At 45.5% G+C, this 15,894-nt stretch carries 12 protein-coding genes; 2 read left to right on the top strand and 10 right to left on the bottom strand.

The features are described 5' to 3' along the window. Positions 1-17: 17 nt before the first annotated feature. The 3 genes from MKX74_RS13705 to glyA all read right to left on the bottom strand — a co-directional run bounded on the left by MKX74_RS13705 (position 18) and on the right by glyA (position 5,317). The gene (locus tag MKX74_RS13705; RefSeq protein ID WP_341178778.1) at positions 18-1,028 is read right to left on the bottom strand and encodes an AraC family transcriptional regulator; all 1,011 of its coding nucleotides are present in this window, start codon (positions 1,026-1,028) and stop codon (positions 18-20) included. Positions 1,029-1,133: 105 nt separating this feature from the next. Beyond that, positions 1,134-3,923 (bottom strand): family 78 glycoside hydrolase catalytic domain, encoded by a 2,790-nt coding sequence (locus MKX74_RS13710; RefSeq protein ID WP_341178779.1) that lies wholly within the window; start codon positions 3,921-3,923, stop codon positions 1,134-1,136. A gap of 152 nt (positions 3,924-4,075) precedes the next feature. Further along, entirely contained in the window at positions 4,076-5,317 is a 1,242-nt protein-coding gene (gene glyA, locus MKX74_RS13715; RefSeq protein ID WP_341178780.1) for a serine hydroxymethyltransferase, read from the bottom strand. Positions 5,318-5,524: 207 nt separating this feature from the next. Between glyA and pdxR the strand changes: the two genes are divergently transcribed. Continuing rightward, a complete protein-coding gene (pdxR, locus tag MKX74_RS13720) occupies positions 5,525-6,958 on the top strand; it encodes a MocR-like pyridoxine biosynthesis transcription factor PdxR (protein WP_341178781.1) in 1,434 nt (477 codons plus the stop codon). A gap of 114 nt (positions 6,959-7,072) precedes the next feature. On the opposite strand, the gene MKX74_RS13725 is transcribed toward pdxR, so the two are convergent. Continuing rightward, entirely contained in the window at positions 7,073-7,816 is a 744-nt protein-coding gene (locus MKX74_RS13725) for a YggS family pyridoxal phosphate-dependent enzyme (protein ID WP_341178782.1), read from the bottom strand. Between the two features lie 183 nt (positions 7,817-7,999). Further along, positions 8,000-8,680 carry a TetR/AcrR family transcriptional regulator gene (locus tag MKX74_RS13730; protein WP_341178783.1) on the bottom strand — a complete coding sequence of 227 codons (681 nt, stop codon included), beginning with the start codon at positions 8,678-8,680 and terminating at the stop codon, positions 8,000-8,002. 164 nt (positions 8,681-8,844) lie between these two features. On the opposite strand from MKX74_RS13730, the gene MKX74_RS13735 reads away from it, so the two are divergent. After that, positions 8,845-10,203 (top strand): MATE family efflux transporter, encoded by a 1,359-nt coding sequence (locus tag MKX74_RS13735; protein WP_341178784.1) that lies wholly within the window; start codon positions 8,845-8,847, stop codon positions 10,201-10,203. Between the two features lie 192 nt (positions 10,204-10,395). Here MKX74_RS13735 and MKX74_RS13740 read toward each other — a convergent pair whose 3' ends face one another. The 5 genes from MKX74_RS13740 to MKX74_RS13760 form a co-directional block, all read right to left on the bottom strand. Beyond that, a complete protein-coding gene (locus MKX74_RS13740) occupies positions 10,396-12,123 on the bottom strand; it encodes an extracellular solute-binding protein (RefSeq protein ID WP_341178785.1) in 1,728 nt (575 codons plus the stop codon). A 138-nt stretch (positions 12,124-12,261) separates the two neighbouring features. Then, positions 12,262-13,149: a carbohydrate ABC transporter permease gene (locus MKX74_RS13745; protein ID WP_341178786.1), complete on the bottom strand. Its 888-nt coding sequence runs from the start codon at positions 13,147-13,149 to the stop codon at positions 12,262-12,264. A 35-nt stretch (positions 13,150-13,184) separates the two neighbouring features. Beyond that, complete coding sequence (locus MKX74_RS13750) at positions 13,185-14,135, bottom strand: ABC transporter permease (protein WP_341178787.1); 951 nt, start codon at positions 14,133-14,135, stop codon at positions 13,185-13,187. A gap of 455 nt (positions 14,136-14,590) precedes the next feature. Beyond that, positions 14,591-15,112, bottom strand: a complete 522-nt coding sequence (locus MKX74_RS13755) for a DinB family protein (protein WP_341178788.1) — start codon at positions 15,110-15,112, stop codon at positions 14,591-14,593. 138 nt (positions 15,113-15,250) lie between these two features. Continuing rightward, positions 15,251-15,826, bottom strand: a complete 576-nt coding sequence (locus MKX74_RS13760; RefSeq protein ID WP_341178789.1) for a TetR/AcrR family transcriptional regulator — start codon at positions 15,824-15,826, stop codon at positions 15,251-15,253. Between the last annotated feature and the right edge of the window lie 68 nt (positions 15,827-15,894).

Below are 15,894 nucleotides of genomic sequence, written 5' to 3' on the forward strand. Positions count from 1 at the left end.
ATGGGAACATGTGTGAATCATTCATTTCTATTTTCTTTCACCGCTTTGTTCCGAATAGTCTGCGGAGTGGCTCCGTAAGCCTGTTTGAACTTTTTATAAAAAAAGCTCATGCTGTCATATCCAACTTGTTTAAAGATAGCTTCAAACGACAACTGGGTATTTACGACTAATGAATAAGCTGCGTTCAGTCTGATGTTCGCGATCATTTGCGTGTACGTTAGACCGGTTACTTTTTTCAACTTATTACTCAAGTACGTACTGTTATAGTTAAAATGATCCGATAATTGCTGCAAGCTCAGGTCCCTGTAGTGCTCTTCTATGTAATTCAGAATGGCCGTTATGTTACTTTCCTGTTCATTCAGCCGCATGTTGTGCTCGCTCTTCAATACGCGGACCAATTCTCCAAACACAATCTGTAAGTATGACTTCACTAATTCCATCGAATCATCATGCTCTGAAAAGTATTCTATCAAAATCCTTCGCAAAATGTATTGCAGGTTCTCGTGACCCTGTGAATTGAAAATAATGAAATGATCATGGTGTTGATGCTGCAGCACTGAGTTGGCTAGAAACTCACCGATTACGCTTTTTTTCTTCGACAACCGCTGCAGGAACAACGAGGAAATCGTTTCCCTTTGCAATAAAATATTGATCAGGATATCGTTCTCTCCTAGAGGAGCGATGCTATGAGGTACATCCCGATCCAGAACGCACATCTGGCCTTCCTCAAGCCGAACTTCCCTCCCTGCTATGATCTGGCTGCATGTCCCGGAATATACATAGTTCAACTCGATGAATTCGTGCATGTGCTCCAACATCGGAGCGAAGCGGTTGTGCTTGTTGATGAAAATATCATGTTTATCAAAGAAAAACGATGCTGGCATACGATAAATGTTTCGCTGCAAGTCGAAATATCGTTCATCCTCCGATTTTGCAGAAAGGTCATTGAAGACCTCATTGTTCTGCTGTTGCAGCAGTTCAATTTCTGTTTTGGTTCGCAGCAACTGATCCAGCTCTTGAAGCTCCACTAATGTCCCTCCTACGACGATAATGAAAAAACGGGCAGCACCGGTCCGCCCGTTGATGAATGGAATTGTTAAATGATGCCTAGTCTTTCCTCTAGTGTACGTGATTTAGCTTAAGGATGCACGTGTAGGATGCTGAACCTGCTGTTGGTACTTATAATTGAATTCGTACTGGCCGGAACCCACTGTAAATGACAACGCGTGCTCTCCACTTTCTTGGAAAATCTTATCGTTCCCATCAGTCCCCATTGTACTCGCCAACTCCAGCGGAATGCTTACTGGCGGATTCGCAATCGAAGGATATTGCTTAGCAATGGTCCGCTTCAATTCGTCTGTATCCACTACACCTGGTAGCGTGATATGAGCTGTTGTATTGTGCGGAATATGAACCTTGCACCGCATTTCTTCATTCTCAATTTGCCAATGAACCTTAAGGGCTCCATACGGTGTTTCCAATTCACCACTAGCTGACGTTAAGTTCATAGGTGGTTTGGGTGCGATACGTGATTTTTTGTAGCCTGGTTCAATCAGGTCAATTCCCGTAATGTTCCGGTACATGAAATCGCCGACGGAACCATATGAATAGTGGTTGAAAGAGTTCATCGCTGTGCTCCAAAACGATCCGTCCTCCTTAATGCTGTCCCAGTGCTCCCACATCGTCGTTGCTCCCCGTTCAACTTGATAGAGCCATGAAGGGTAATCATTTTGGAACAATAGTGTATAGGCTACATCTGCATAGCCATGATCGGATAAAACTAAGCAAAGATATGGGGTACCGACAAAACCGGTATCCAAATGCATGTTTTTCTTTTCAATAAGACTGACAAGCTCTTGAATGACCTGCTTTTTATACGGTTCAGGCACCAGATCGAAATACAAGGCGATAACCTGCGCAGTCTGTGTATTCGAAGTGAGCTGGCCTGCATCATTAAAATATCGGGCGGTAAAAGCAGCTTTAATGTCTGCATGTAAAGATTGATAGATTTTGTAGTCGCTATAACGATTGAGCAGCTTCGCCGTTTGAGCTACGATCTGTGTTGAATACGCAAAGTACGCCGTCGCAATCAATGTTCCGTCCGTTGCTCCGAAATAGCTTCCTTCCTCACTGTCCAATGCCAGCCAGTCCCCAAGCTGCAATCCGGTGTCCCACAGATACTCTTCGCTTCCTTGTGTACGAATATAATCAACCCAAGCTCTCATACTATCGTATTGCTGTGCCAAAATCTGTTTATCCCCATAACACTGATAGATCGTCCAAGGACAAATGACGGCCGCATCGCCCCAAGCTGCTGTTGTTCTACTTATGCTATCCGCAAAGGTTCCTTTGAGAACGTCTGGAACAACAAAAGGAACTGCCCCGTCTTCCATCTGATTGTAAGCCAAATCCCTTAGCCATTTACGAAAAAAGGACGCTGTATTCATGTTGAAGCTGGCCGTTCTCGCAAAAATTTGCGCATCACCCGTCCAGCCCAGCCTTTCGTCGCGCTGCGGACAATCCGTTGGTACATCCAGGAAGTTACCCTTTTGTCCCCACACGATGTTATGCTGCAGCTGATTGAGCTTCGGGCTGGATGTCTCGAACATGCCAATTGCCTCCATGCCAGAATGCAGGACAACACCGGTGAAATCTTCGATGCTGATCCCGTCCGGGAACCCCTCAAGCTTCACGTATTGAAAGCCTTGGAACGTAAAATGCGGTCGATACGTCTCCGTGCCTTTTCCACTGCAAATGTAGGTAATCTGCTGTGCTGCATCCCGAATGTTATCCCGATAGAAGTTACCGTCCTGATCCAGGACCTCGCCATGAACCAGATTCAACACCGTACCGGCTGGTGCCTTTACTTTGAATTCCAGCCATCCCACCATATTTTGCCCCACATCAAGGACCAGTTCACCTTTAGGAGTTCGAATAAGCTCAACCGGCTTGAGACGATTCATAATCCGCACCGGCTCGTTCTCCTGAGCGACGAGATGACTCAAAGGAAACGATAAGACTTTCATCTTTTTCCGTTCCATTCTCCGTTCGTTGGTGGGATAATCTCCGTCTTCCAATAGTTCTAGCCTTGCATCATAGATTTCGCCGTTATAGATATCCGACATGAGTATAGCGGAGCCCGTTTCCTCCCATGTGGCATCTGAGCAGATCCATTCATTACGGCCATCTTCATAGCTAATTTTCATTTGCAGCAGCAAGGCATTCGTATCCCCGTAAGTGTCTTTACGTTTTTGCCATCCCAGATAACCACTGTACCACCCCTCACCCACCATCGCCGTAATTCGGTTATGCTGCTGACCCATGAGATCCGTAACGTCGTACGTCTGCACCTGGACACGATTATTATAGTCCGTCCATCCCGGGGTGAAGTACACATCGCCCACTCTTTGCCCATTCAGCTGCAATTCATACAAACCGAGGCTAGTCGCATAAATGACGGCTTTACTAACCCTGCCATCTACCGAGAAACCTTTCGTTGTTGCAAATGGTGCCCGCGCCTGAAAGCCCTCATGTATGCTTCGCTCCTGGACAGTGATCCATTGTGCTTTCCAATCCCGCTCATGCAATAAGCCCATTTCCCAAAATGCTGTATCACTCCACGCCGACTCTTCCGGCTCTGTGTCCCCCGCCCCTTGGGCCCATACTTTGACCCGATAATAATATCGTTGCCCAGATTCCAACGGGGGGCCTTCATATGGAACAAGAACGGATTGCTCCGAATAAGTGAAATGGTTCCAGAGCAGCGAATCGAATTCACTATCTAAAGACACCTGTAGCTGAACCCGTTTCTGGGTGACATACATCTTATCCGATTCGATGTGCCAGCTTAATCGTGGCTGCAAGCAGCCTAGTCCAATTGGATTGTTGAAATGTTCGCATCGAAGCGTTTTCACGTTTAGCATGGTAACGACCTCCCCATAGTTCACTTGCTTAGCTACCTTAATTAAAACGTTTCCAAAGGAGGGAGGTCAATGTTCTATCCCTGCATGTTTAGTGCTTGATTTACAGGTGTTGTCGGATACGAGACTAGGCTTCTAAAGGGTTCTAAAGACTTCTAGAGGCCTTCATATAAAGGGAACTTTGACGTCATTTCCTGCACACGCTCCCCTACATCCTCTTTATTCTTTAAGCTTTTTGGATTTTTAAAAACAAGACTGATTAATTGTGCAACCTCCTTCATCTCCTGGATTCCAAATCCCCTTGATGTCATGGCGGGGGTACCGAAACGAATACCACTCGTTACTAATGGGCTTGCTGTATCATGCGGTATTGCATTCTTATTAGCAGTTATCCCTATTTCATCAAGTAAAGTTTCTGCTTCCTTCCCAGTCAATCCAGTAGGACGTAAATCAACCAATACCATGTGGTTGTCTGTTCCACCTGATACCACTGTCAGCCCTTCAGCTATTAGTGTGTCAGCCAATACTTTTGCATTCTCTAGGACTTGCTCCATATACGTTTTGAAATCCGGCTGCGAGGCTTCACCTAACGCCACTGCTTTTCCAGCGATGACATGCAGCAGCGGACCACCTTGTGACCCGGGGAATATCGCTTTATCAATGGCTTTTGCCCATGGTTCCTGACATAAGATGATTCCTCCTCTAGGGCCACGCAGTGTTTTATGTGTTGTTGTTGTGACGAATTGCGCGTGTGGTACTGGATTAGGATGCAGTCCGGCTGCCACAATACCGGCAATGTGAGCCATGTCTACAAAAAACAGAGCCCCGACTTCGTTCGCGATTTCTGCGATTCTTTCAAATTCGATGATTCGCGGATAGGCACTTGCACCTGCGACGATCATCCGTGGTCGATGCTGAAAGGCACTTTTTCGAACCTGGTCATAATCAATATATCCCGTTTGTTCATCAACCCCGTAAGGCACAAAGTTATAGAATGATCCTGAAAAATTCACTGGACTTCCATGTGTAAGATGACCGCCATGAGACAGGTTCATACCTAAAATAGTATCGCCTTGCTTAACTGAAGAGAGATACACGGCCATGTTCGCCTGAGAACCTGAATGTGGCTGCACATTAGCATGCTCTGCACCAAAGAGTGATTTCGCACGTTGGATGGCAAGCTGCTCCACCTGATCAACATAGTCACATCCGCCATAATATCTTTTACCAGGATATCCCTCAGCATATTTGTTAGTCAGCACACTGCCTGTAGCCTCCATAACGGCTCGACTTACGAAATTCTCAGATGCTATAAGTTCAATTTTATTCCGTTGTCGTCCAAGCTCTTTTTGGATCGCTTGCGCTATTATTGCATCCTGTTGCTCCAAATGGTTCATATGTAAATTCCTCTCCGTTCCTTTTTTGAAAGACTTCAGCCCTTGACACCCCTCTGAATATAGATTCAGTTGTGTTGCTATAGCTTGATGCCGTTGCGTATGTAACGATCGCTATGCTAGTATATCAATCAATGGATTGGCAATGAACATCCATAATCTATCTTTTGAAGCAATCCATAAATCCATAAAGCAACCGGTGGTGACAAAATGCTCAACGTAAATCGTGATGATAAACGCCCCATTTGGCAGCAACTTCTGGATCAGGCTATTCATAATATTACTACTGGAAAATGGCCTCCTGGTGAATTGCTACTCCCCTCTCGTGAGCTTGCACAGCTGATTGGTGTGTCGCGTTCCACCATACAGATTGTGTATGAGGAATTATTTAGCCGTGGATACACGGTCACCTCGCGTCGAGGTGGGACTAGAGTAAATGAATCAATCTATACCGCCCCTTTCTCAAAAGAAACAGAGCTGAACGAACCTGCTTCACCTGAATTGCCATCCTTAACATTTTCGATTGACCCTCTGCACAGCTGGTTTGGTAATAAAGAAAAGCTAGAAATAGATATTGATTTCAATCCCCACGAGCCTTATGTAGATGATCCATTTCAAAAGAATTGGAGGCAATCCTTCTTACATGCTTCAACAAAAGCAGATGTAAGCATTTGGTCTTATGGTGATCCAAAAGGTTTTTTGCCGCTTCGCAAACAAATTCAAAGATACCTGTCTCTTGAGAGAGGCATTGACGTACATGTTGATCAAATTTTGTTAACTTCTGGAGCCCAACATAGTATTGATTTAATTTCTCAAGCCCTTTTGCAGAAAGGTGATACGGTTACGGTTGAAGATCCGGGATTTCCTGCTGCATGGATGACCATGAATTATCGACAAATGATCATTGAAGCAGCCCCAGTCGATGAATACGGTCTTTGTGTCGATCAGATTCATCCCCAATCAAGGCTTGTGTTCGTAACGCCATCTCACCAATGCGCTGCAGGAGTAATTATGTCGGAGCCTCGTCGTCAGCAATTGATCCATCTGGCCGCACAATCTCAATTTTGGATCGTAGAAGATGATTATGACAGCGAATTTCGGTACCGTGGAGACCCACTCCCTACTTTATTTAGTCAGCGGCCCCAGAGCACGCTGTACATGATGAGCTTTTCCAAGATGATCGCTCCTGGCATTAGAATATCTGCGGTCATCGGTCCGCATGAAGCTATTCATCGAATGACTCAGGTCCAGGAATTGACCTACCGCCACCTTCCTATTATGGAGCAACTCACGCTTGCCCATTTTATCGAGACAGGCCACTTTATGCGTCATATGAGGCGAGTACGAAATGTGTACCGACGTAGGCACGAAGCCTTGTCTAAAGCCATAACCACAACGGGATTAAGCGAACATTTTAAGCTAAGTGGAGTAGAAACTGGACTGCACATGCTTCTAGAGGCAGATCCGTCTTTTGATGAAAAAGCAGTTACACAATTAGCTATGGAGGATGGTATTCGGATTTATCCGCTCAGCAAATACTGTTATACAAGTGACCGAAAAGGGTGGGTCCTCGGATTTGCTAAGGTAGATGAGGCTACCATTGAGGAAGGAATTAAACGTCTGGCAAGGATACTTATTCCGTAAGTACCTTGCCATGTAAGTGTAAAAAACAACGCAAGCCATGCCTGCCATATGACGCTTCGAAGAGTTCTTATGCGCAGCTTTCCCCGTACAAATTGCAGCCGGAATGGCGGCTGGCTAATCCAGCTGTTGAATGTTCTCATTCCAATAGTAGCCGTCCGGTAAATATCGCTGGCCGAACACACTCGTCCCTACTCTGATCATCGTGGCTCCTTCTTCAATCGCCACTTTAAAATCAGCAGACATCCCCATCGAAAGAATATCCATGTTCACCTTCGGCATATTTTTTTCTATAATTTGTGCTTGTATATTTTTAAGCAATCGAAAACAATCCCGGGTTTCTTCGTCAGTTGCATTAAACTTACCAATGGTCATCAAGCCTTTTATATTTAATGTGTCGAATTGAGATAATTGTTCCACCAGTTCGACGGCTGTCTCAGGAGCAGCTCCGAATTTACTTTCCTCATAGGAGGTGTTGACTTGCACCAATATATCCATGCTTTTATTTTCCTTCATGAGCTGATGGTGCAGAGCCTGGCCCAGCTTCAGACGATCTACTGAATGAATGAGCGTCACATACTTCACTACATCCTTCACTTTGTTCGTTTGCAGGTGACCAATAAAATGCCATTCTAGTTGTTCATGTTGCTGCATAAGTGGGAACTTGTCCCTTAACTCCTGAACCTTATTTTCACCAAATAAAGTTTCGCCAGCCCTTATAGCCTGTTGCAGCTTTTCTAGTGGAACTGTCTTCGTGGCCAATAACAATGTCACATCCTCCATTTGGCGACCAGAGGTGCGACAAGCCAGCTCCATTTGCTGTCTAACGGTTATGAGATTCTCCTCTACAAGTTGGTCCATACTCCTCTACCCTCTTTCAGAATATTAAATACGTCAATCCCTGTGCCAGTATACCAACAAGTGGATGGGTGAGACATATCCAAAAACAGAAAAAAGAACAGTCCAAAAGGAACGGAGCTATAAGGCGATTAATGAAACCATAGTGCGATGAATGAGGGTTTACATAAATACTTCTAGTAAATTCTACTTCTCCTGCTCCTTTATGACCTGCTCAATTCCAAGCAAAATCAGCTTCAAGCCGAACTCGAACGCGCCGTCGCTCCCCATCACCTTGAATAGCCCGCTCCTGTAAATGTTTCGGAACAATCCTGCTTCCGACTCACTCATCGAATCCAGCATATCGTCCATCTCCCCGATCGGAACCACACCCTGCTCCGTTAGGATCGCAGTTATATTGCGCTCATGCTGATAATTGTCCAGAACAAAATAGAAAACATAGTTCACGAGCGTAAGAACCGCCTGCAACTTCTGCTCCTGCTCAAGTGGCGTCGCTTCCATGCAGAGCAGCATACGGTTGGTGAACCGGATCATATCTGGCTCGTGAGGCAGCGTCATCATCATCAGCTGCGTGGAGCACGGATACCGACCAAGCACACTTCTTACCGTTACAGCCAGCCCCGCCATCTGCTCCTTCCAGTCTCCATCGGAGTGGAACTCCTCCAGTATTATTTTCGATATTTGATTGGCCAGGCGCTGATAGAGATTCTGCTTACTTTTGAAGTACCAGTACAAAGACGGGGCCTGAATTCCCAGACGGTCGGCCAATCGTCTCATACTGAATTTCTCGATGCCATCCTCCCCAAGAAGCTCCCAGGAAGCTTCCAAAATTTTATCCTCCGAAATCTGTGGCTGCTGTTTTTTCATAGCTATCCATCCTTTTATCTAACGGTGTAAGTTTATGCTTTACAGGTTGATTAGGTTCATGATATCATCTAACACTGTAAGGCGCAATCTAACACTGTTAGTCTGCTGAAAAAGCACTCCAGAGCAGCTGAAGCAAAAATAAATGAAGAAGGTAGTGACTCCACATGGATGCAGAAAATCTCTATTATTTTGAAAAGGCACCAATCGCAAAAGCCGTAGCCCACTTCGCTGTACCGATGATGCTAGGTACGTCAATGAGTGTCATATACTCGATATTGAATGCCTATTTCCTTGGTACGCTAGGCAATACTTCGATGCTTACCGCACTCACACTAACCTTGCCTCTATTCGCAGTCATTATGGCGCTAGGCAATCTGATGGGTATGGGGAGCGGTACATTCATATCCCGATTGCTTGGAGAACACCGATACGATGACGTGAAGCACGTGTCATCTTTCGCCTTTTACAGCAGTCTGGTTCTCGGTCTTATCGTCATGGCCTTGGGCCTGCCGTTGATTGACCCTGTCGTTCATGGGCTGGGAGCAACGCCTGCATCGTTCGGATTCACGAAGGACTATGTCATGGTTATGCTGTTGGGTTCACCATTCGTTGTATTATTCTTTACGCTGGAGAATATCGTGCGCGCGGAGGGTGCAGCGATCACTTCAATGATCGGTATGCTTCTCAGTGTGGTCGTTAATATATTTCTCGATGCACTAGTCATCTTCGTCTTCCATTGGGACGTGATCGGGGTGGCGTCTGCTACGGTCATTTCTAATGTCGTTGCGAGCACATTCTACGCCCTCCATATCGGAAACAAGAGCCCCTTTTTAACCATCTCCCTAAAATGGTTCAAAGCTACTAAAGACATTCTGAGCAATGTATTCAAAATCGGCGTCCCCGTCTTTGTTATGAGCATCTTCTTGGGTGCCATGTCACTCATCGTGAATCATTTTCTGATCGAATATGGAGAACAAGCCATAGCAGGATACGGTATTTCATCACGGTTATTGCAATTTCCCGAGTTCATTCTGATGGGCTTATGCGAGGGAGTTGTGCCGCTCATTGCCTTCACTTTTACAGCGAACAAATTACGCATGAAGCATACCATTGGATTTACAATCAAAGTGATCGGGACGTTAGCCGTCGTGTTCGGCGTCATCGTCTATCTCACCTCCGACCACTTAATTAGTCTATTTACGAAAGATCCGCTATTCATTGAAATGGGTAGCTACATTCTTCATGTGACGTTCTTATCCCTGTTCATCTCAGGAGCTACCACCTTGTTCACGGGGATCTTCCAAGCAACAGGGCAAGGAACCGCCGCGTTTGTAATGTCTGTTATTCAAGGAATTACGCTGATTCCTGTGCTCTACATCGCTAATCAAATGAGCGGCCTGCACGGTGTAGTCTGGTCGCTTGTCATTGCAGATGTCGTTGCTTTCCTCGTTGGTGCCATCATGATGTATGCGCTGCGGACCAGATTGCAGCCGGATATGGACCATCTCGTCCAGCCGCAGTAGCTTTTCCCGATGGAACAGGAATGCATAGAGGCATGCATAACAAGAACCAATCACATACGCAGAATAAAATAAGAAGGCTTGACGTGTGCTATATGCCTACGTCAGGCCTTCTTCTTGTTCGCAAGAGTGAATATCTGGCGATTTAAACTGCTTAAGCGACTACAGTGCCTAATAACACCTAAGATGCCAAAGTTATTTTTTGTGAGGGAATACGGTCCGTTCTGCTAGTTCAACTTCGTATTGTATAACCTCGTCATACCCCAGACCTTTGGATTTAGTCATCATCTCTTCTTTGAGGCTATTGTATTCTGCTTCATTCTTGGCAAAAATCATTTTCCAGGAATACTCCTTGATAATCTTACCGATGCCGTCGAGCTTTTGCTGAAGCTGGGCCGGTGTTGTAGCAGGAGTCTCCGTTGTGAAGAACGGTTTTGACACCTCGATCATTTCGTTATTCACAAAATACTCTTTCGCAGTGGTAGCTCCCATGGCTTCCCGCCAGCTTTGGGTTACGGGGTCCGGGTCATGATTCAGCGTTGAATTCCAGAGGTTATAGTCATACGGCTCGCCTGTGTCTGGGTGAATATTGGTAAGCTTCAGTGTCGTGTTATTGATCTGATTCATGCCATCCTTGAAAGTACCGCCTCCATATTCCGCTGGAACTGGCTCCGAGCTCGCAGGCAATGCTTTCCATCCATATTCTGTGACGAATGGTTTGCCTTGATCGTCAATGTCCCAAGCGAGCCCTTTAGGGCCGTAATTGGATTCCATCACACCTTCTGGAGAATACAGCCAGCTCAGGAATTCCATAATTCGCTCCGGGTTCTTCGCTTTTGACCCGATGGCCCATATTCGGTTCCCACCATACGGACTCATCCCGTAGGATGTGATCTTCTCCTCTTCAAAAGGCACCAAAGCAAAGCCTTTACCTTCAACAGTACGTTCCGAAGTGTTGTACACGTTATCTACCCAAGGGAAATGGGAGAAGAGCACTTGTCCATCCTTGACCTTGTTGGAGACATCGGAGAACTTTTGCGTCAAAGAATCGGGATCTAGCAACCCCAGCTGATTAGCGTCAAAATAGAATTTAAGCCCTTGAAGGTAATACCCGTCCTCATCGAGGATGCCTTGCCACTCATTCTTATTCTGATGCGTCAAAGTCAGACCTGCCGGGTTAAGTCCATCGCCTTCATTATAACCATGGAACTGGGCAATGACCTTGGCAAGGGTCATATAATTGCTGTCCCAATCGGACCAGAGCGATATTCCATAGGTCGGACGACCAGATTCACTTTTAGGCTCCAGTTCTTGCATTTTTTTCAAGACCGGCAAGTAATCATTCAATGTCTTGATTTTGGGGCTGCCAAGCTTCTGGTATAAGTCCCAGCGCAGATTCGGCCCATAGCTCATCGTTACACCTTCTGAGGGTCCCTCTCCTGTACCCACGTCAAAGCCCACTCCGTACACGCTCGTACCGCCACCGAATTGCGTCTTGTTGGCTTCAATTGCTTCAGGAGCATATTTCAATAAGCCTTGACCATGTGTGTCAAGCAGCCCATCCTGAGTCCAATCGAGCAAAAGGCCCGCCTTGATTGCGTCCTGATAGTCCTTACCATTCGTGCCAAACACAACGAGATCGCCTAGATCGCCAGAGGCCATCATGGTTGCGATTTTTTGCTGTCCGCCAGCCAGATTGGAAGAGATGATATTTAACTTAAGATCAAATTTGTCCTCGACAAGCTTGGCGAACCATCCAGGCTGCTCGCCGGCATAGTTAGCAAGCATGGAGAATACGTCGATTGTTAGCTTCGTGGAGTCTCCTGCTTCGGCTCCGTCATTATCCTTGCTGCTGCAGGCTGAAGTAAATATAAATATGACGCACATAAGAACAAGCAGCACCGGTTGATATCTTTTTTTCATGTACATACGTCCTCCCCTATGTGTAATCCTTCTTTTGCCACGCAAGCCCGGAGTTATCACTGTCTATAGATTTCAATAATTATAAATGTCATCATCATTTCGTGTAGCCTTCCTTCCTTCAGTGTGAAGTAGCTGAGCTTAACCCTTAACGGCACCAATCATGATTCCTTTAACAAAAAAGCGCTGGAAAAACGGATACACGAGCAGAATAGGCAGCACAACAACCATGGAGACCGTAGTTCGGATGGAGGTCGGGGTAGCCATGTTGGCCAAGTCCAGATCCATGCCACCTGTAGACTGCTTCATTAACTGTGCTATCGACGTGGCTTCATTCATGTATCGATACAATATAAATTGGAGCGTGAACAGACGCTGGTCCGTAATCAAGAACAGGGTATCGGTAAAGCTGTTCCACTGGCTGACGGAGGAGAAAATAGCAATGGTCGCTAGAATGGGTGTGATGAGCGGGAAGATGATGGTTGTAAAGATTTTGAAATAGCCTGCACCATCTATTTGTGCTGATTCCTGCAGAGCTAGAGGGGTAGATTCTACAAAGGTTTTGACAAGGATAATAAAGAATGGTTGGACGATGGCAGGCAAGATATAAGCTAAGAAATTATTGGTCAGTCCCAGATGTAGCATCGTTAAATACCACGGAATAAGACCGGCATTAAAGTACATCGTAATGACGAGAAAGCGATACCAAAATTTTCGTCCCCACATGTGTGTGGTGAAGAGATAACCGAGAAAAGCAGATGCAAGCACCGTTAATGTAGTTCCAATTAGCGTACGACCAACAGACACAAGCGCTGCTTGACCCAGACCTGGGATTTTGAAGACATCCGTGTAGTTGGTAAAGTGCAAGCCTTTCGGGTAAAACATGACTAGCCCTCTACTGCTCAGGTCATTGTTGCTGATCGTATTAATAAACAGATAGTAAAATGGAAATACACATATGATCGTGATGATCGTAAATACCGTATAATTGATGAGGTGAAACCATGTGAATTTCTCTTTAATCGGCATGTTGCATTTCCCCTCCTTTACGCTGTTCTCAGGATTTAGAAGATACTTTCTTTTCGAATAACTCTGGACAGATTGTTGGCTACGAACAGCAGAAACAGACTGACCAGCGATTTCAGCAAACTAACAGCCGTGGCAAACCCAAAGTTGGAATTAGTCATCCCGATATTGTAGACGTACAGGTCCAGCACTTCAATATGGCTCGTGTTCATCGCATTTTGGAATACATAGAACTGCTCCATACCGTTATTGATGAAGTTCCCGATGGAGAGCAACAATAGTACGAAAAATGTTGGCATAAGCCCTGGAACGGTCACATGCCACATCAAACGAAAGCGTCCTGCACCGTCAACCCTCGCTGCTTCATAGATCTCTTGATCGATTCCTGTAATGGCCGCGATATACATAATTGCGCCCCACCCAAGCCCCTTCCACACACTCCATAACGTCATCGCCAGCCAGGTATGATCATCGGTGGCCAGAATATTCAGCGGCTGGGAAATCCAGCCCATCTCCAGCAGAAAGTTATTGAGGAAGCCATTGTCTACAGAAAACAACATGAACGCGAACGAGTATACAAGCACCCAGCTGATGAAGTTCGGCAAGGTTGTAAGCGTTTGTACGATTTTTTTGAACTTCGTGCTTCTAAGCTCAATCAGAAATACGGCAAAGATTACTGGTAATATGGAGGTCGCAATATTTAAGCTGCTTATGGCAACTGTGTTGCGTAGAACCCTGATAATTTCCTGACGTTGTATATCATTCGATACCATTGAGGCGAACCATTCAAAACCCATGTATTCCGAAGCAGAGAGCGGGATGCCTGGCCGATAATCATAAAAAGCATAGATCCATCCGTAAAGAGGCAAGTAAGAAAAGAGAAAGGCCAACACTAGAAAGGGTAACGCCATTAGAAATAAATGATATTTATCTCTTCTGGGCCTCTTTAATGATTGTGTACCGATCAGGGGATCTCTAGCGTTGTTCATGTCATCATTTCCCTCCAGTATTGCGTATTTTCTCGATACAATACAGATATGACTGGATACTTCCATTCATTGGATTATTACTGTCACTTCTAGGATTATTTCCTGTCCACCCTGTCTATTCCAATCTTTAAAGAACTGCTCAAATTATTCTAGAGGAGCTGCCCCTAAAATGATTTTTAGGAAGGTCTCTTTTCGAGATTTTGAAGTGGCGGAGACAGCTCCCTGTCCTCTCAAAAGCCTAAAACCTCAACAGAGCAGCGATTCTTCACTAATGTGAGAATCGCTGCTCTGTTGAGGTCATTTGTAGTAAGTTTAACCTGCTCGTTGTTTATTTACGTTAGTGGATGATCAGACAGTTCGACTGTACATTCCAGCACGTCTTCTCGTAAATAACTGTTTATGCCCCATTCGTTTGGTGATTTGAGGCTCTGCTGCCTTCCGGGCAAGTCAATTTATTAATTCGCTGTTTGCAATGTTCTTAATAGCTCGAATATTTGTCCTCTGTGATGAGCCTCATGCTCAACTAAATGATAAACAACCCATTCAGGAGTGACATCATAGTCTTCCAGGTGCCTTGGCTTTCTCCAGTCCGTCAGATCAATCTGCCTAAAATGATACAGTAGCCTGCCACGGACAGTCTGCAAGCGAGCAAGATGTCGTTCCAGCGTTTCTCCTTCCACATGAACCAGAGACCCATTCTCCAACCGGTCACTTAGCTGGAACAAAGAACGAATTTCCGGCTCATATTCGGTTTCAAGCACCTCGACATATAGCCAATCCGCCTCAATCAGCGCAATATGATACAGCAGCGAGCCGATGCTGTGCCGACCGTCAACTTTTTCATCCAGCAACTCTTGATCTAAGCCCTTCAGCTTGTTCACAATCGTCCCTCGCACATCCTCCAGACACCAAAGCCACCGCCCTATCTCAGGCTCGTATCCAGGCAAGACACCAATCTCTAATGTTGTTCGCCCCATATGCACTCACCCTCCTTGTCTGACCTTAATATTCGCTATACGCTCTATTTCCCCCTTTTTATTCATGAAAATTAATCATTGTGCACAATGCTGGATGAACCAATCTCGCTGCTTCCAGTACAAAGTTCAAAAAAAAGATCAAGCCAAGATCATTGCAAACGATGTTTGCAAGACGGCTTTGATCTGCTCTGGAGCTACACCGGATCTACCTAAGGTTCTCGCACCTAGTATCGCATTGTTCAGATAAGCTGCCAGCTCCTGGCTAGTATACCTCTCTGTAATCAACTGCTGTTCCTGACCATTGCGAATGATCCGCTCGATGATCTGCACTGACTCTACGAACAACAGCTCCACCTCGCGGGAGATCTGGGCATCATCTGTTCCGAATTCCAAGGACGTATTGACCATCATACAGCCGCGACTCATCATCTCATCACTCAGTAGCGAGTCTAGCAGTGCTTCCAGCTTGCTCAACGGAGACTTGTCCTCGGCATCTAGTTCCTTCAGCACTCCAATACTATAGCTGCGGTAGTGTGCCAAGGATTTCAAGAATAGACTGCGCTTATCATTGAACACGCAATACAGACTTTGCTTCTTAACTCCTGTCGAACGAGTCAAATCCTCATAGGAGGTTGACTTGAAGCCCTTTTCCCAGAATACTTCCATACATTGGTGTAGCACGTCATCAACATCAAATTCTCTCGGTCTGCTCATGTATTCATTCTATTGCTTGTTGACCCAGTAGTCAACAAAATTGCTTTATTGTATCGTTCGAACAAATT

Origin of the sequence: Paenibacillus sp. FSL K6-1230 (assembly GCF_038002385.1) — a bacterium.
In the GTDB taxonomy this organism is placed as follows: Bacteria; Bacillota; Bacilli; order Paenibacillales; family Paenibacillaceae; genus Paenibacillus; species Paenibacillus massiliensis.